This is a genomic window from Hydrogenophaga sp. UC242_53 (assembly GCF_042696965.1).
In the GTDB taxonomy this organism is placed as follows: domain Bacteria; phylum Pseudomonadota; class Gammaproteobacteria; order Burkholderiales; family Burkholderiaceae_C; genus Hydrogenophaga.
Genome location: NZ_CP170552.1, coordinates 13,985 through 28,835, shown reverse-complemented (window position 1 = coordinate 28,835; position 14,851 = coordinate 13,985). Strand labels below are relative to the sequence as shown.

Here is a 14,851-nt window from a genome sequence, read left to right as displayed (position 1 = left end):
GTCTTTCATTCAGTTGAGGATGTCGCCATCCACATAAAACCAGTGACCGTGCTCGCGCACGAAGCGGCTGCGCTCGTGCAGGCGCTGGCCGCGCCCCTGCACCCGCGAGCGCGCCACGAACTCGACTTCGGCGTGCGTGTCGTCAATGGACTTGTGGTGCTTCGCTTCGAGCCCGAGCCACTTCACACTGCCGTCCAGGTCCAGGGAAGCCGGCCGCTGGCTCGGATGCCAGGCTGCCAGCAGGTGCGCCTCGTCACCGCGCACGAAGGCGGTGTAGCGCGAGCGCATGAGCGCCTCGGCGTCGGGGGCGGGAACGCCGGTGCCGAGGTAGCGGCCGCAGCAATGCGGGAAATCGGGGCCGAGGCCACAAGGGCAGGCGTCTTTCGTCGTGGGCATGAAGAGCCGATTATCGATCCCCTTGCAAGGGTGGGGGCATGGCGAGCGGGTGTTCCAATGGCGCCTCTTGCCTTCGACTTCAAGGACCGCCCATGAGCACGCTCGACACCTTCGCCATCACCCAGAAATGGCCCGCCACCCACCCCGACCGCCTGCAGCTGTACTCGCTGCCCACGCCCAATGGCGTGAAGGTCTCGATCATGCTGGAGGAAACCGGTCTGCCCTACGAGCCGCACCTGGTGAGCTTCGACACCAACGACCAGATGTCGCCGGCGTTTCTCTCGCTCAACCCGAACAACAAGATCCCCGCCATCCTCGACCCGAACGGACCGGACGGCCGCCCGCTGGCGCTGTGGGAGTCGGGGGCCATCCTGGTCTACCTGGCCGGCAAGACCGGCCGTTTCCTGCCCGACGACGCGGCAGGCAAGTACGAAACCCTGCAGTGGCTGATGTTCCAGATGGGCGGCGTGGGCCCGATGTTCGGCCAGCTCGGTTTCTTCCACAAGTTCGCCGGCAAGGACTACGAGGACAAGCGCCCGCGCGACCGTTACGTGAACGAGAGCAAGCGCCTGCTCAAGGTGCTGAACGAGCGCCTGGAAGGCCGCGCCTGGCTGATGGGCGACGCCTACACCATCGCCGACATCGCCACCTGGCCCTGGGTGCGCAACCTGGTCGGCTTCTACGGCGCGGGCGAGATCGTGGGGTTCGCCGACTTCCCGAACCTGAAACGCGTGCTGGAAGCGTTCGAACAGCGCCCCGCCGTGCAGCGCGGCCTGAAAATCCCCGCCCGCGGCTGAAGGGCCTGATCCAGGGACGCCGCGGAACTGGCTTCGCCAGGCCGCAGGCGTCGCCCCCTTGAGGGGGTCGCGCGAAGCGCGGCAGGGGTGGGCTTACTTCCTCCAGAAGTGGGTGGTGAAGAGGACCAGCACGGTCAGGAGTTCCAGCCGGCCGAGCAGCATCGAGAAACTCAGCACCCACAGCTGCACCTCGCTCAGCCCCCCGAAGTGGCCGGTGGGCCCCACCTCGCCCAGGCCCAGGCCGATGGTGTTGACGGTGGCGATCACGGCGGAGAACGCGGTCACCACGTCCATGCCGGTGAGCAGCAGCACCATGGTCAGGCCCACGGTGGTGGCGCCGTAGATGAGCATGAAGCCCAGCACGGCCGTCATCACCGAGGCGGGCATGACCACGCCACCGAGCGTGACCGGATTGACCACGCGCGGGTGGATGATGCGCACCAGCTCGCGCCGGGCCTGCTTGATCAGCAGCACCATGCGGACCATCTTGATGCCACCGCCGGTGGAGCCGGCGCAGGACACGAAGCAGCCCAGGAACAGCAGCAGCACCGGCGCGAACACCGGCCACTTCGCGTAGTCGGCGGAGGCATAGCCGGTGGTGGTCGCCATCGACACGACGTGGAACGCGCTGGTGCGCAACGCTTCGACCCAGTCGCTGTAGCCGCCGTGCGCCACCAGCAGCGTTGCGCACCACCACGATGGAGACGGCCATCACGCCGACGTAGGTGCGGATCTCGTTGTCGTCGGTGAGCGGGCGCAACGACCGGCGGCGCAGCACGATGAAGTAGCGCATGAAGCTCACGCCGGAGAGCAGCATGAACACGGTGGCGACGTTCTCGATCGTGGGCGAGTTGAAGTAACCGAAGCTGGCGTCGTGCGACGAGAAGCCGCCCAGGCCCATGGTGGTGCACATGTGCATGAAGGCGTCGGCCCAGCCCATGCCGGCCCAGCGGTAGGCCAGCATGCAGGCCGCCGAGAGCAGCACGTACACGCCCCAGAGGCCGCGCGCGGTTTCCGCGATGCGCGGCGTGAACTTGGTGTCCTTCATCGGCCCCGGCGTTTCGGCGCGGTAGAGCTGCACGCCGCCGAGCCCCAGCAAAGGCAGCACCGCGACCACCAGCAGCATGATGCCCAGGCCCCCGATGTACTGCAGGAAGCAGCGCCACACATTCACCGAGACCGGCAAGGCGTCCAGCCCCGAGATCGCGGTGGCACCCGTCGCGGTGAGCGCGCTCATGGCCTCGAAGTAGGCTTTGGTCACGCCGATGCCGGGCACGGTGTAGAGCAGCGGCGCGGCGGCAAAAGCCGGCAGCACCAGCCACACGAGGTTGACCAGCAGGAAGCCGTCCTTGGTCTGCAGCTCGCGGCGGTGCAGGCGGGTATAGCGCCACAGCACAAGGCCACAGGCCGCCGTGACCGCGAAGCCCACGGCCCAGACCGCCGCGTGGTCGCGCGCGTCCAGGAACCAGGCCCAGGCCAGCGGCACCAGGAAGGCCGGCGCGAACGCGAGCAGGATGCGCGAGAACACGGCGAGAACCGGCAGCACGTTGTACATGGAACGGGGATCTCAGCCGAAGAAGGTGGCGCTCACCTGGAACAGGCGCTCGACCTCGCGGACGAGGCGCTTGTTCGGGATGAAGACGATGATGTGGTCGTCGGTCTCGATCACGGTGTCGTGGTGCGGCATCAGCACCTCGGACTTGCGGCCCTCGCCGCGCACGATGGCGCCGATGCGCGTGCCCTTGGGCAGCTTGACCTCTTCCACCTTGCGGCCGACCAGCTTGCTGGTCTTCACGTCGCCGCGCGCGATGCCTTCGAGTGCCTCGGCCGCACCGCGGCGCAGGCTGTGCACCACGGCCACGTCGCCGCGCCGCAGGTGGGTGAGCAGCTCACCGATGACGGCCTGCGAGGGCGAGATGGCGATGTCGATGGTGCTGCCTTGCATCATGTCGGCGTAGGCGCGGCGGTTGATCAGCGAGAGCACGCGCCCCGCGCCCAACCGCTTGGCCAGCATGGCGGACATGATGTTGTCCTCGTCGTCGCTGGTGAGCGCGAGGAACATGTCCATCTCGCCCACGTTCTCGTCCAGCAGCAGCTCCTCGTCGGCGCCGTCGCCTTGCAGGATCAGCATGTTCGAGGGCAGCTGGCTGGCCAGGTACTCGCAGCGCTTGAGGTCGCGCTCGATGATCTTCACTTCGCACTGGCCCGCGAGGCTGCGCGCCAGCCGCAGGCCGACCTTGCCGCCGCCGGTGATCATGAGCCGGCGCACGGGTTTGTCGATGTTGTGGACCGCGCCCAGCACGTGGCGGATCTTCTCGGTGTCGGCGAGCACGAACACCTCGTCGCCCGCGAGGATGCGGGTCTGCGGCGTGGCTTCCATTTCGGTGTCGAGCCGGTAGAGCGCGACCACGCGCATCTCGGCATGGGGAAAGCGTTCGCGGATTTCGCCGATGGTGTGGCCCACCAGGGCGCCGCCGTGCGCCGCGCGCACCGCGATCAGGCTGGCTCGGCCGTCGGCGAACTCGAGCACCTGCAGGGCTTCGGGGTAGCTGATGAGCTGGTGGATGTAGCGCATCACCGACTCTTCGGGGCAGATCACGTGGTCGACCGCGAAGCCGTTCTTGCCCAACAGTTCGTCGCCTTCGGTGAATTCGGGGGAGCGCAGGCGGGCGATGGTGCTGGGCACGTTGAACACGTCGTGTGCGACTTTGCAGACGACCAGGTTGGTTTCGTCGTGCGCGGCGCAGGCGATGAGCATGTCGGTGTCCTGCGCGCCGGCTTCGCGCAGCACGGAGGGCTGGATGCCGTTGCCGACCACGCCCCGCAGGTCCAGCCGTTCTTCCAGCGCGCGCAGGCGGGCCGGGTCCATGTCGATCACGGTGATGTCGTTCTGCTCGGAGACCAGGCTTTCCGCGACGCTTTCGCCCACGCGGCCGGCTCCCAGGATGATGATGTTCATGGTGGCGCGATCATACGAGGGACGGGTGCATTCCGCGCCTTTCATGCCTGGACCTCGCGGGCTCATGGGCGCCCGGCGCTCTGCTCCGCGGGTGTCCCCCGGCGGCTGGTGCCGCCTCCTCCTTTACCCCGCTGCGCAGAACGCCAGGCACCCATGAGCCAGAAGGGATGTAGGAGCGTCACCGCCCGCACACCAAGAGGTCATCGGCCACCCTCACGGCCGATGACCGCTCTTGCCGGAGAAAAATCAGGCCAGCGCCCGCTGGATCAAAATCTTCTGCACGTCCGAAGTGCCTTCATAGATCTGGCACACCCGCACATCCCGGTAGATGCGCTCCACCGGGAAATCGCTCACATACCCGTAGCCCCCGTGCACCTGGATCGCGTCCGAGCACACCTTCTCCGCCATCTCGCTGGCGAACAGCTTGGCCATGGCGGCCTCCTTCAGGCAGGGCTCCCCGGCGTCGCGCAAGGCCGCCGCATGGTGCACCATCGCGCGCGCCACCTCGATCTGTGTCGCCATCTCGGCCAGCCGGAACCCGACCGCCTGGTGGTTGAAGATCGGCTGGCCAAAACTCTCCCGCTGCTTCGAATAGGTGAGCGCACACTCAAACGCGCTGCGCGCCATGCCCACGCTCTGCGCCGCGATGCCGATGCGACCACCTTCCAGCGCGGACAACGCGATCCGGTAGCCCTCCCCCTCCCCGCCGATCAGGTTCTCGGCCGGCACGCGGCAGTTCTCGAAATTGATCTGCGCCGTGTCGCTGCTGTGCTGGCCCAGCTTGTCCTCCAGCCGCGCGACCACATAACCCGGGGTGTTCGTGGGCACCAGGAAGGCGCTCATGCCCTTCTTGCCCGCGCCTTTGTCCGTCACCGCGATCACGATCGCCAGGTGGCCGTTCTTGCCGCTGGTGATGAACTGCTTGACGCCGTTGATCACGTAGTCGCCGTCGGGCTGCTTCACCGCCGTCGTGCGCAGCGCCGAGGCGTCGCTGCCCACGTGCGGTTCGGTCAGGCAGAACACGCCCAGCATCTGGCCGGCGGCCAGCGGGCGCAGCCATTGGTCCTGCTGCCGGGCATTGCCATAGCGCATCAGGATGGCGTTGACCGGGCAGTTGGTGACCGAGATCGCGGTGCTGGTGCCACCGTCACCGGCCGCGATTTCTTCCAGCACCACGGCCAGGGTCACGTAGTCCAGCCCCGCACCGCCCAGCGCTTCGGGCACACAGATGCCATAGGCGCCCAACTCGGCCAGGCCCTGGTGCACGTCCTTCGGGAAGTGGTGCTCCTTGTCCCACTTCGCCGCGTGCGGCCACAGCTGCTCCTGGGCAAAACTGCGCACCGCGTCGCGGATCATGAGTTGGTCTTGGTTGAGCGGCATGGAAGCGTCTTTCGCAGGAGAGAGGGTTACCAGCTGGCGGCGCGCCGGCCGTCGTGGTGGATGAGGCGGCCGTTGTCTTCGGGAGTGAGCGAGGCCAGCACGCGGCGCAGCCCGGCCACGCTGCGTTCGACCGTCAGCGGCGCGGCACCGCCGCCCATGTCGGTCTGCACCCAGCCCGGGTCCAGCGCCACGCAGGTGGCGCCCGGGTAACTGTGCCGGGCACTGGCCGACGGCCATGTTCACGGCCGCCTTGCTCACGCGGTACAGCCAGGCGTCGCTGCCGTCCACCAGGCCGACCTGGCTCATTTCGCTGGAGAAGGCCGCGAAAACCCCACCGGCCGCCTCGACCGCCGGCATCACCTGAGGCATGGCCTGCATCAGGCCGAGCACGTTGGCGTGCATCACGCGGTCGAAGGCCTCGCGCGTGGGCGGCGTCTTCGCGCCGTGGGGGTCGAGCACGCCCGCCACGTACAGGGCCACGTCGAGTTCCTCGCCATCGAGCGACCAGGCCAGGCCGCTCACGCTGGCGGGGTCGGCCACGTCCACACGCAGCGGCTCGGCACCGAGTTCGCGCAGGCGCTCCAGGCCGGCGTCGTCGCGGGCGGTGGCGATCACGCGCTCGCCCGCTTCCAGGTATTGGCGCACGATCTCCAGGCCGATGCCGCGAGACGCGCCGATCACCAGCACGGTGAGCATGGTGGTGCGCCGGGCCTCAGGCCAGTTCGATCGCCATGGCCGTGGCTTCGCCACCGCCGATGCACAGGGTGCGCAGCGCCCTTCTTGCCGCCCCGCGCCTTCAGCGCGTGCAGCAGCGTGACCAGGATGCGCGCGCCGCTGGCGCCAATGGGGTGGCCCAGCGCGCAGGCGCCGCCGTTGACGTTGACCTTCTCGTGCGGAATCTTCAACTCGGCCATGAGCGCCATCGGCACCACGGCGAAGGCTTCGTTGATCTCCCACAGATCGACGTCGCCGACCTGCCAGCCGGTCTTCTCCAGCAGCTTCTGCGTGGCGCCCACGGGCGCGGTGGCGAACCAGTTCGGCTCCTGGGCGTGCGTGGCATGGGCCACGATGCGCGCCAGCGGCTTCGCGCCGAGCTGCTTCGCGGTGGACTCGCGCATCAGCACCAGAGCGGCGGCACCGTCGTTGATGGATGAGCTGGAGGCGGCGGTGATGGTGCCGTCCTTCTTGAACGCGGGCTTGAGCGCGGGAATCTTGTCGAGCTTGACCTTGCCTGGGCCTTCGTCGGTGGACACCACGCGCTCGCCGCTGCGGTCCTTCACGGTGACGGGCGTGATCTCGGCGGCGAAGGCGCCGCTGTCGGTGGCGGCCTTGGCACGCGTGACCGACGCGATGGCGAACGCGTCCTGCTGTTCGCGCGTGAAGCTGTATTTGGCGGCGCAGTCTTCACCGAAAGTGCCCATGGAGCGGCCGGCTTCGTAGGCGTCTTCCAGGCCGTCGAGCATCATGTGGTCGTACACCTTGTCGTGGCCCATGCGGTAACCGCCCCGGCCCTTCTGCAGCAGGTAGGGCGCGTTGGTCATGCTTTCCATGCCACCCGCGACCATCACGGTGGCGCTGCCGGCGGCGAGCATGTCGTGCGCCAGCATGGTGGCCTTCATGCCCGAACCGCACATCTTGGACAGCGTGACGGCGCCAGCCGACTTCGGCAGGCCACCCTTGAACGCGGCCTGGCGCGCGGGCGCCTGGCCCTGGCCCGCCATCAGGCAGTTGCCGAACAGCACTTCGTCCACCTGGGCCGGATCCACCCCGGCGCGCTGCACCGCCGCCTGGATGGCCGCGCCACCGAGGTCGTGGGCCGACAGGCTGGCGAAGTCGCTCTGGAAGGCGCCCATGGGCGTGCGCGCGGCGCCGACGATGACGATGGGATCTGCGGACATGGTGAAAACTCCTGATGAACAAAAGTGAAAGGGGATCGGGCCGGCGCACGCGGCCCTGTGGAACTCAGTCGCGTGACCGCACCGCCACGCCTTCGATGGCGCGCAGGTAGACCGCGTCGAGATCGGGGTTGCCGCGCACGGTCATCTGCAGGTCCTGCACGAGGCCGTCCTTGAGGCCATAGACCCAGCCGTGCAGCGCGAGCGGCTGACCGCGGGTCCAGGCGTCCTGCACCACGGTGGTCTGCGCCACGTTGACGACCTGCTCGATGGCGTTGAGCTCGCACAGCGCGTCGTGCCGGTGGCTTTCGGACAGGCCCGCCAACAGGGCGGAGTGGCGGTCGCGCACGTCCTTGATGTGGCGCAGCCAGTTGTCGGCCAGGCCCACGCGCGTGTCGCGCAGCGCGGCGAGCACGCCGCCGCAGCCATAGTGACCCACCACCATCAGGTGCTCGACCTTGAGCACATCGACCGCGTACTGCACCGTCGACAGGCAGTTCAGGTCGGTGGGCACCACCACGTTGGCCACGTTGCGGTGCACGAAGACCTCGCCCGGGTCCAGGCCGGTGATCTGGTTCGCCGGCACGCGGCTGTCGGAGCAGCCGATCCACATGTAGCGCGGGCTCTGCTGTTGCGAGAGCTTGGTGAAGAAGCCGGGACGCTCGGCCTCGACCTGGGCCGCCCAGCGGCGGTTGTGTTCGAGAAGGTGTTGAAGATCGTTGCTCATGGGTGGGATTGTCCGCTCAAGAGGCCTCGGACCTTCACATCGTCTCGGCGAACAGTTCGCGACCGATGAGCATGCGGCGGATTTCGCTCGTGCCCGCGCCGATCTCGTACAGCTTGGCGTCGCGCCACAGGCGGCCCAGTGGGTACTCGTTGATGTAGCCGTTGCCGCCGAAGATCTGGATGCCCTCGCCGGCCATCCACGTCGCCTTCTCCGCGCACCAGAGGATCACGGAGGCGCAGTCCTTGCGCACCTGGCGCACGTGCTCGGTGCCCAGCAGGTCCAGGTTCTTGCGCACGGTGTAGGCGAACGAGCGGCCGGCCTGCAGCACGGTGTACATGTCCGCCACCTTGCCCTGGATCAGCTGGAACTCGCCGATGCTCTGGCCGAACTGCCTGCGGTCGTGGATGTAGGGCACCACGTTGTCCATGACGGCCTGCATGATGCCCAGCGGACCACCGGTGAGCACCGCGCGCTCGTAGTCGAGCCCGCTCATGAGCACCTTGGCGCCGTTGTTCAGGCCGCCCATGATGTTCTCGGCCGGCACCTCGACGTTGTTGAACACCATCTCGCCGGTGTGGCTGCCGCGCATGCCCAGCTTGTCCAGCTTCTGCGCGGTGGAGAAGCCCTTCATGCCCTTCTCGACGATGAAGGCGGTGACGCCGCGCGCGCCCATCTCGGGCTCGGTCTTGGCGTAGACCACCATGGTGTCGGCGTCCGGGCCGTTGGTGATCCACATCTTGCTGCCGTTGAGCAGGTAATAGCCGCCCTTGTCCTCGGCCTTGAGCTTCATGCTGATCACGTCCGAGCCCGCGCCGGGCTCGCTCATGGCCAGGGCGCCCACGTGCTCGCCGCTGATGAGCTTGGGCAGGTACTTGCGGCGCTGGGCGTCGTTGCCGTTGCGCTTGATCTGGTTCACGCACAGGTTGCTGTGCGCGCCGTACGAGAGGCCCACGCTGGCCGAGGCGCGCGAGATCTCCTCCATGGCGATCATGTGGGCCAGGTAGCCCATGTTGGCGCCGCCGTACTCCTCGCCCACGGTGATGCCCAGCACGCCCAGGTCGCCCATCTTGCGCCACACGTCCATGGGGAACTGGTCGGCGCGGTCGATCTCGGCCGCGCGCGGCGCGATCTCGGCCTGCGCGAAATCGCGCACCGCGTCGCGCAGCGCGTCGATGTCTTCTCCAAGCTGGAAGTTCAGGCCGGGCAGGTTGGTCATGCGGGTCTCCGTGGGTGTTTGGGAAAAGGGCTCAGCCCTGGATATTGTCGCGGCCGACCACCGCCATGAGGGTGCAGCCCATGGTGGCGATCAGCTTCTCGCGCCCGCCGTCGATGGCATAGGCGTGGCCTTCGCACACCGTGACAGTGCGCCCGGGCTTGATCACCGTGCCGACCATGCGAAAGCTCTCGCCTTGCGCGGGCGCCAGCAGGTTGATCTTGAATTCGATGGTGAGCACCGCGGCCTCCAACGCCATCAGCGTGAAGCCGGCGTAGCCGCACGCGGAGTCGAGCGCGGTCGCCACGATGCCCGCGTGCAGAAACCCGTGCTGCTGGGTCAGCGGCTCGGCCCAGGGCAAGGTGATCTCGACCCGGCCGGGAACCACCGAGGCCAGCGTGGCGCCCAGGGTGCGCATGGCGGCCTGGCGCGCAAAGCTCTCGCGCGTGCGCTGGTCAAAACCGGCGTGGCGCGGCTCGAAGGTGGGAGAGGTCAAGGGGTGTCTCGCAACAGGCAGTGAACCGCGATTCTACGTTGACGTTTACGTAAACGTCAATTTCAACGGCGCCGAGCCGCGTCGGCCACAGGGCTATGCTCGACGCCCCATGCCCTACACCCTGTCCGCCCCGGTTCACAGCGAAAGCCTGATCAAGAAAAGCCGCTTCATCGGTTGCGTGGAGCCGATGGTGGACCGCGCCTCGGCGCTGCGGCGGGTCGCGGCCTTGCGCGCCGCACACCCGGGCGCCACCCACGTGTGCTGGGCGCTCATGGCCGGTGCGCACTCCGCCGCCAACGACGACGGCGAACCCGGCGGCACCGCCGGGCGGCCCATGCTGGAGGTGCTGCGCCACCAGGACCTGGAGGGCGTGCTCGCGACCGTGGTGCGCTACTACGGCGGCACGCCGCTGGGCGCGGGCGGCCTGGTGCGCGCCTACACCGACAGCGTGGCCCAGGCGCTGCTGCAGGCCGACAAGGTGCCGGTGGTGCGCTGGCGAGCACTGCGCTGCGTGCTGCCCTACGCGCTGGAAGGCTGGCTGCGCCGCGAGCTCGACGGCCACGGCGCGCGCCTGGTCGAAGCGCTGCATGGCGACGGCGTGACGGTGTCGCTGCAAGTGCCCGAACCGCAAGCCGAAGCCCTGGTGACGCGCCTCAACGACGCCGGCCAGGGCCGTGTGGTCTGGCTCGAAGAAGCCTCAGACCGGGACGAGGCGTGACAGCAGCAGACGAACCGCCTGCTCATAGGGCTCGGCCGATTCGCCCCGGGCGATCGCCAGTGCCGCGCGGTCGAACGCCGCCGACAGCAGCACGCTGAGCTCGCGCAGGGGCAGCACGGCCTCGGGACGGTCTTTCAGCGCGTTCTGCAAACCCTCCTGCAAGGCCTGGAAACCCGCGAGGTCGCTCAAACCGAGCACCTGCTCGGCCGTCAGCACGGCCGGGGCTTCGAGCAGCAAGAGGCGGGCGCGGCCGGCCTCGGCCATGGCGGCGAAATAGGCCTGGGCGCCCGCCAGCAGCGCGTCCACCGGCTTCGGCTGGTGCCGCGAACGCTGCGCGATCTCGTCCGCCACCTCCTGCGCCACCTGACGGGCCACGGCATGGAACAGCTCGGTCTTGTCCGTGAAATGGTGGTACAGCGCGCCCCGGGTCACGTTCGCGGCCGCGACGATCTCGGGCGTGCCCGTGGCGGCGAAGCCCCGGGCCTCGAACAGCGCCCGCGCCGCGCTCACCAGCGCGGCGCGGGTGGCGTCGGTGCGCTCACCTTGGGAACGGCGTTGGGGTGGAAGGGTATTTTGCATACATGCAGCCTGTATGTTATATTGAAGTTACATGCATATTGTATGTATGTTTTTTACAGGAGATCCGCCATGAAATCCACCTCGTACTATCCCGTCCTCATGACCGACCGCGTGGCCGAGACGGCCCGCTTCTACGAAACCCACTTCCGCCTCACCAGCCTGTTCGACTGCGGCTGGTATGTGCACCTGCAATCCAGCGAAGACCCGACGGTCAACCTCGCCATCCTTGATGGCACGCACACCACGATCCCGGCCAGCGCGCGGGGCGGCCGGGCCTCGGGGGTGCTGATCAACTTCGAGGTGGCCGATGTGGACGCGGAATACGAGCGCGCGATCGCCCAGGGCCTGACCGTGCTGCTCGGCTTGCGGGACGAAGCCTTTGGCCAGCGCCACTTCATCGTGCAAGGGCCCGACGGCGTGCTGATCGATGTGATCAAACCGATCCCCCCGAGCGGGGAATTCGTGCGCCTGTACACGGCGGGCGCCACCGCGGCCTAGATCAGGCCGTGCGGCTCAGCCAGACCAGCACGAGCCCCAGCGCGGCAGGCAGCGCCTGCACGAACAGGATCTTGCGGCTCGCCGTGACCGCGCCGTAGAGGCCGGCGATCAACACGCAAAGCAGGAAGAACACTTTCACGCCAAAGCCCTCGGGGCCTAGCCACAGGCCCCAGAGCAGGCCGGCGGCCAGAAAGCCGTTGTACAGCCCCTGGTTGGCCGCGAGCACCTTGGTGGCCGCGGCCGACTGGGGCGTCTGGCCGAAGGCGCGCATGCCGGCCGGCTTGTCCCACAGGAACATCTCGAGCACGAGAAAGTAGAAGTGCAGCAGCGCGACGAGCGCAACGACGATGCTGGCGATCAGGGACATGGCAACGGCCTTTCACTTTTCTTCGAGGACGCGGCCCCATCGCCACGGACGCCGGCAGCTTACCCCGGCCGTCAGGCCTTGGGGCTTTTTTCGATCTTGCCCAGCAGGGCGCGGGCTTCCTTCTCGTGCGTCTTCACCTCGTCGAGGTTGGCCAGCAGATCGGCCATCTGCTCCTCCAGCTGGTGGCGGTGGTCGGCCAGCACGGTGAGGAACTTGCGCAGCTGCGGTCCGGTGTCGCGCGGGCTGTCGTACATGTCGATGATGTCCTTGGCCTCGGTCAGCGACAGCCCCAGGCGCTTGGCGCGCAAGGTGAGCTTGAGGCGCGTGCGGTCGCGCGAGGTGTAGACCCGGTTGCGGCCCCCCGGGCCTTCGCGCTGCGGTTGCAGCAGGCCCATGTCCTCATAGAAGCGGATGGCGCGCGTGGTCAGGTCGAACTCGCGGGCCAGGTCGCTGATGGTGTAGGTCGGGTTCGTCGCCATGGGGGGTGCCCTGTTATTTGACGTTTACGTCAACGTCAGGCGGCGATCTTAACGGAATCGCTCTGCGGCGAGACCCGCACGCCGGGGTGTCATTCGTCCAGCGGCACGGCCGCCTCGCGCAGCGCGCGGCGGCGCTGGGCGTGGTCGGGCAGGACCCGCGCGACCACATCCCAGAACTGCGGGCTGTGGTCCATGTGGTGCAGATGGCTGAGCTCGTGCACCACGACGTAATCGATCATGTCCAGCTTGAGGTGGATCAGGCGCCAGTTCAGGCGGATCGACCCGTCGGCGCTCGCGCTGCCCCAGCGCGTGCCGGCGCTGGACAGGCGCAGCTTGCTGTAGCGCACGCCCAGTTGTGGCGCGAAGTGGTCCAGGCGCTCGATGAACAGGGCCTTGGCCCGCTTCATCAGCCAGGCCTGTGCAGCGTCGCGGATCTGCGTTTCCTGGGCATTGCGGGCCAGCCCCATGCGCAGCGTCGCCAGGCCACCCGGCGCCACCGCCGGCTCGAACACCCCGCCCACCTGCGTGAAGGTGTGCGTGGGGTCGAGCACCAGGCGCATGCGCTCACCGAGGTAGTCGAACTCGACCCCATCGGCCCAGCGGATGCGCGCCTGCTCCATTTCGCCGGCGCGCTGGCGGGCGCTCTGCAGCTTCTCCAGCACCCAGGCCGACTTGTCGTGCAGCAACGCCTCGACCTCGCCCACCGGCGTCCAGCGCGGCGCGCTCACGCTCAAGCCGTCGGTGCTGACCGACAGGCCGATGGTGCGGCGTTTGCCGCGCTTGAATTCGTAGGCCACCTCGCAGGCGCCCAGCCGCAGCATGCGGTTGGCGCGCGGGTGGTGCCAGGCCGCCGGTTGGAACACCTGGGTCATGGGCAGGGCCGGGGGTGCGGCCACCGCGGGCGGCGGTGGCGGCGATGCGGGCCGCTGGGGCTCGGGCGCGGGGGCGCCAAGGAAGTCGAGCGCCAGTTGCACGAAGCGCTGCATGGCGGTGCTCAGGCGGTGCGGTAGGCCTCGGGATCGAGGCGGCGCATTTCCGCTTCGATCCAGGCCTCGACCTCGCGCATCAGCTCGTCGGGCTCACGGCCCTCGCTGGGGATGGGCTTGCCGATGGAGAACTCCACCGTGCCCGGCCGCTTGATGAAGGCCTTGCGCGGCCAGCACTTGGCCGAGGTGACCGCGATCGGGATCACCGGCGCGCCCGTTGCGCACGGCCAGCCGCGTGCCACCGCTCTTGTACTGGCCCTTCTGGCCGCGCGGGATGCGCGTGCCCTCGGGAAACATGATGACCCAGGTGCCCTGGTTGAGCAGGCGCTGGCCTTGTTCGACCACCCTGTTGAAGGCCTGGGCGCGCTTGCTGCGGTCGATGTGGATCATGTCCATCCGGCTCATGGCCCAGCCGAAGAAAGGCACGTAGAGCAGTTCCTTCTTGAACACGTAGGCCAGCGGGTGCGGCATCAGCGCGGGCATGCAGAAGGTTTCCCAGGTGGACTGGTGCTTGAGCAGCAGCACCGCCGGCGCGGTGCTGCCCACCGGCAGGTTCTCGAAGCCGATCACCTCGTTGCGGATGCCCAGGATCAGCTGGCCGCTCGCCACCGCGAGCTTGAGCCAGCCCGCGCACATCCAGTAGATCTGCGTGCTGTTGAGAAACGGCGCGGCGATCAGCACCGCGAGCGCCCAGGGCACCACGGTCACGGCCATGAACAGGGTGTGCAGGACCGAGCGCAGCAGATGGATGAGGATCATGTTGGGGAATCGAGGATCAGGTGGTGGGCTGCGCGAGCAGCCAGTCGGCGAAGGCGCCGAGGTCGTCGTGGGGGTGCGTGCCGGGCGGCAGGTCGGGCGCGAGCGCCGCGAGGTCCACGGCCGCCCCCGAGCCCAGGCGGCCCCGCAGGTGTTCGGACTTGCCCGTCATCAGCAAATGGGTGCGGCAGCCCGCCGCGGCGGCCGCGCGCACGTGGCGCATCGCGTTGCCGGCCGCATGCACCGTGGCCAGCGGCATGCCGAACCGCGCGCCGATCTGCAGGAACAGGCCGGGCGCGGGCTTGCGGCAGGCACAGGCGTCTTCGGGCGCGTGCGGGCACATGAACACCGCCTCCACGCGCGCCCCGGCCGCAGCGAGCTGGCGGTGCATCTTGGCGTGGATGGCGTTGAGCGAAGCCATGTCGAACAGGCCCCGACCGATGCCGGACTGGTTGGTGGCCAGCACGATGCGCCAGCCACCCTGGTTGAGCCGCGCCACCGCCTCGAGCGCACCGGGCAATGGCTCCCACTCGTCCGGCGAGGCGACGTAGTCGTCCCGGCTGCGGTTGAGCGTGCCGTCGCGGTCGAGGATGAGCAGCTTCATG

General features: G+C 68.4%; 14 protein-coding genes and 4 pseudogenes. 3 read left to right on the top strand and 15 right to left on the bottom strand.

Features of this window, described 5'->3' with window-relative positions; translation table 11 throughout:
* Nucleotides 1-9 precede the first annotated feature (9 nt).
* Nucleotides 10-396, bottom strand: a complete 387-nt coding sequence (locus ACFJI0_RS00155; protein ID WP_382323004.1) for a YchJ family protein — start codon at nucleotides 394-396, stop codon at nucleotides 10-12.
* Nucleotides 397-488: 92 nt separating this feature from the next.
* On the opposite strand from ACFJI0_RS00155, the gene ACFJI0_RS00150 reads away from it, so the two are divergent.
* Nucleotides 489-1,193 (top strand): glutathione binding-like protein, encoded by a 705-nt coding sequence (locus ACFJI0_RS00150; RefSeq protein WP_382323003.1) that lies wholly within the window; start codon nucleotides 489-491, stop codon nucleotides 1,191-1,193.
* A gap of 93 nt (nucleotides 1,194-1,286) precedes the next feature.
* Here ACFJI0_RS00150 and ACFJI0_RS00145 read toward each other — a convergent pair.
* From ACFJI0_RS00145 to ACFJI0_RS00110, 8 genes and pseudogenes are all read right to left on the bottom strand, one after another.
* Nucleotides 1,287-2,748 (bottom strand): annotated as a pseudogene (locus ACFJI0_RS00145) (TrkH family potassium uptake protein).
* 12 nt (nucleotides 2,749-2,760) lie between these two features.
* Nucleotides 2,761-4,152, bottom strand: coding sequence for a Trk system potassium transporter TrkA (gene trkA / locus ACFJI0_RS00140; RefSeq protein ID WP_382323002.1), 1,392 nt, complete (start codon nucleotides 4,150-4,152; stop codon nucleotides 2,761-2,763).
* A gap of 246 nt (nucleotides 4,153-4,398) precedes the next feature.
* On the bottom strand, nucleotides 4,399-5,532 hold the full coding sequence (locus ACFJI0_RS00135; protein WP_382323001.1) for an acyl-CoA dehydrogenase family protein: 1,134 nt from the start codon (nucleotides 5,530-5,532) through the stop codon (nucleotides 4,399-4,401).
* A 26-nt stretch (nucleotides 5,533-5,558) separates the two neighbouring features.
* A pseudogene (locus tag ACFJI0_RS00130) lies at nucleotides 5,559-6,228 on the bottom strand (SDR family oxidoreductase).
* Nucleotides 6,229-6,244: 16 nt separating this feature from the next.
* A pseudogene (locus ACFJI0_RS00125) lies at nucleotides 6,245-7,430 on the bottom strand (acetyl-CoA C-acyltransferase).
* Between the two features lie 64 nt (nucleotides 7,431-7,494).
* A complete protein-coding gene (can, locus tag ACFJI0_RS00120) occupies nucleotides 7,495-8,154 on the bottom strand; it encodes a carbonate dehydratase (protein ID WP_382323000.1) in 660 nt (219 codons plus the stop codon).
* A 34-nt stretch (nucleotides 8,155-8,188) separates the two neighbouring features.
* A complete protein-coding gene (locus tag ACFJI0_RS00115; protein WP_382322999.1) occupies nucleotides 8,189-9,370 on the bottom strand; it encodes an isovaleryl-CoA dehydrogenase in 1,182 nt (393 codons plus the stop codon).
* 31 nt (nucleotides 9,371-9,401) lie between these two features.
* Nucleotides 9,402-9,785, bottom strand: coding sequence for a PaaI family thioesterase (locus ACFJI0_RS00110; protein WP_382325849.1), 384 nt, complete (start codon nucleotides 9,783-9,785; stop codon nucleotides 9,402-9,404).
* A 187-nt stretch (nucleotides 9,786-9,972) separates the two neighbouring features.
* Here ACFJI0_RS00110 and ACFJI0_RS00105 point away from each other — a divergent pair, with 187 nt between their 5' ends.
* Nucleotides 9,973-10,581, top strand: coding sequence for an IMPACT family protein (locus tag ACFJI0_RS00105; RefSeq protein ID WP_382322998.1), 609 nt, complete (start codon nucleotides 9,973-9,975; stop codon nucleotides 10,579-10,581).
* On the opposite strand, the gene ACFJI0_RS00100 is transcribed toward ACFJI0_RS00105, so the two are convergent.
* Entirely contained in the window at nucleotides 10,561-11,160 is a 600-nt protein-coding gene (locus tag ACFJI0_RS00100; RefSeq protein WP_382322997.1) for a TetR/AcrR family transcriptional regulator, read from the bottom strand. The two genes, ACFJI0_RS00105 and ACFJI0_RS00100, sit on opposite strands and share 21 nt — an antisense overlap.
* A gap of 69 nt (nucleotides 11,161-11,229) precedes the next feature.
* Here ACFJI0_RS00100 and ACFJI0_RS00095 point away from each other — a divergent pair, with 69 nt between their 5' ends.
* On the top strand, nucleotides 11,230-11,658 hold the full coding sequence (locus ACFJI0_RS00095) for a VOC family protein (RefSeq protein ID WP_382322996.1): 429 nt from the start codon (nucleotides 11,230-11,232) through the stop codon (nucleotides 11,656-11,658).
* A gap of 1 nt (nucleotide 11,659) precedes the next feature.
* Here ACFJI0_RS00095 and ACFJI0_RS00090 read toward each other — a convergent pair whose 3' ends face one another.
* From ACFJI0_RS00090 to gmhB, 5 genes and pseudogenes are all read right to left on the bottom strand, one after another.
* Nucleotides 11,660-12,025: a DUF1304 domain-containing protein gene (locus ACFJI0_RS00090; protein ID WP_382162507.1), complete on the bottom strand. Its 366-nt coding sequence runs from the start codon at nucleotides 12,023-12,025 to the stop codon at nucleotides 11,660-11,662.
* Between the two features lie 71 nt (nucleotides 12,026-12,096).
* The gene (locus ACFJI0_RS00085; RefSeq protein WP_291113012.1) at nucleotides 12,097-12,504 is read right to left on the bottom strand and encodes a MerR family DNA-binding transcriptional regulator; all 408 of its coding nucleotides are present in this window, start codon (nucleotides 12,502-12,504) and stop codon (nucleotides 12,097-12,099) included.
* A gap of 89 nt (nucleotides 12,505-12,593) precedes the next feature.
* Nucleotides 12,594-13,490 (bottom strand): M48 family metallopeptidase, encoded by an 897-nt coding sequence (locus tag ACFJI0_RS00080; protein ID WP_382322995.1) that lies wholly within the window; start codon nucleotides 13,488-13,490, stop codon nucleotides 12,594-12,596.
* Nucleotides 13,491-13,498: 8 nt separating this feature from the next.
* Nucleotides 13,499-14,240, bottom strand: a pseudogene (locus ACFJI0_RS00075) (lysophospholipid acyltransferase family protein).
* A 25-nt stretch (nucleotides 14,241-14,265) separates the two neighbouring features.
* Nucleotides 14,266-14,850, bottom strand: a complete 585-nt coding sequence (gene gmhB, locus ACFJI0_RS00070) for a D-glycero-beta-D-manno-heptose 1,7-bisphosphate 7-phosphatase (protein WP_382162513.1) — start codon at nucleotides 14,848-14,850, stop codon at nucleotides 14,266-14,268.
* Nucleotide 14,851: the final 1 nt, after the last annotated feature.

Bases quoted from the DNA above. Each gene is read 5' to 3' on its own strand.
- ACFJI0_RS00095 (WP_382322996.1), top strand. From the start codon at position 11,230: ATGAAATCCACCTCGTACTATCCCGTCCTCATGACCGACCGCGTGGCC.
- ACFJI0_RS00085 (WP_291113012.1), bottom strand. From the start codon at position 12,504: ATGGCGACGAACCCGACCTACACCATCAGCGACCTGGCCCGCGAGTTC.
- ACFJI0_RS00105 (WP_382322998.1), top strand. From the start codon at position 9,973: ATGCCCTACACCCTGTCCGCCCCGGTTCACAGCGAAAGCCTGATCAAG.
- can (WP_382323000.1), bottom strand. From the start codon at position 8,154: ATGAGCAACGATCTTCAACACCTTCTCGAACACAACCGCCGCTGGGCG.
- ACFJI0_RS00150 (WP_382323003.1), top strand. From the start codon at position 489: ATGAGCACGCTCGACACCTTCGCCATCACCCAGAAATGGCCCGCCACC.
- gmhB (WP_382162513.1), bottom strand. From the start codon at position 14,850: ATGAAGCTGCTCATCCTCGACCGCGACGGCACGCTCAACCGCAGCCGG.
- ACFJI0_RS00110 (WP_382325849.1), bottom strand. From the start codon at position 9,785: ATGCGCACCCTGGGCGCCACGCTGGCCTCGGTGGTTCCCGGCCGGGTC.
- ACFJI0_RS00155 (WP_382323004.1), bottom strand. From the start codon at position 396: ATGCCCACGACGAAAGACGCCTGCCCTTGTGGCCTCGGCCCCGATTTC.
- ACFJI0_RS00135 (WP_382323001.1), bottom strand. From the start codon at position 5,532: ATGCCGCTCAACCAAGACCAACTCATGATCCGCGACGCGGTGCGCAGT.
- trkA (WP_382323002.1), bottom strand. From the start codon at position 4,152: ATGAACATCATCATCCTGGGAGCCGGCCGCGTGGGCGAAAGCGTCGCG.
- ACFJI0_RS00100 (WP_382322997.1), bottom strand. From the start codon at position 11,160: ATGCAAAATACCCTTCCACCCCAACGCCGTTCCCAAGGTGAGCGCACC.
- ACFJI0_RS00090 (WP_382162507.1), bottom strand. From the start codon at position 12,025: ATGTCCCTGATCGCCAGCATCGTCGTTGCGCTCGTCGCGCTGCTGCAC.
- ACFJI0_RS00080 (WP_382322995.1), bottom strand. From the start codon at position 13,490: ATGCAGCGCTTCGTGCAACTGGCGCTCGACTTCCTTGGCGCCCCCGCG.
- ACFJI0_RS00115 (WP_382322999.1), bottom strand. From the start codon at position 9,370: ATGACCAACCTGCCCGGCCTGAACTTCCAGCTTGGAGAAGACATCGAC.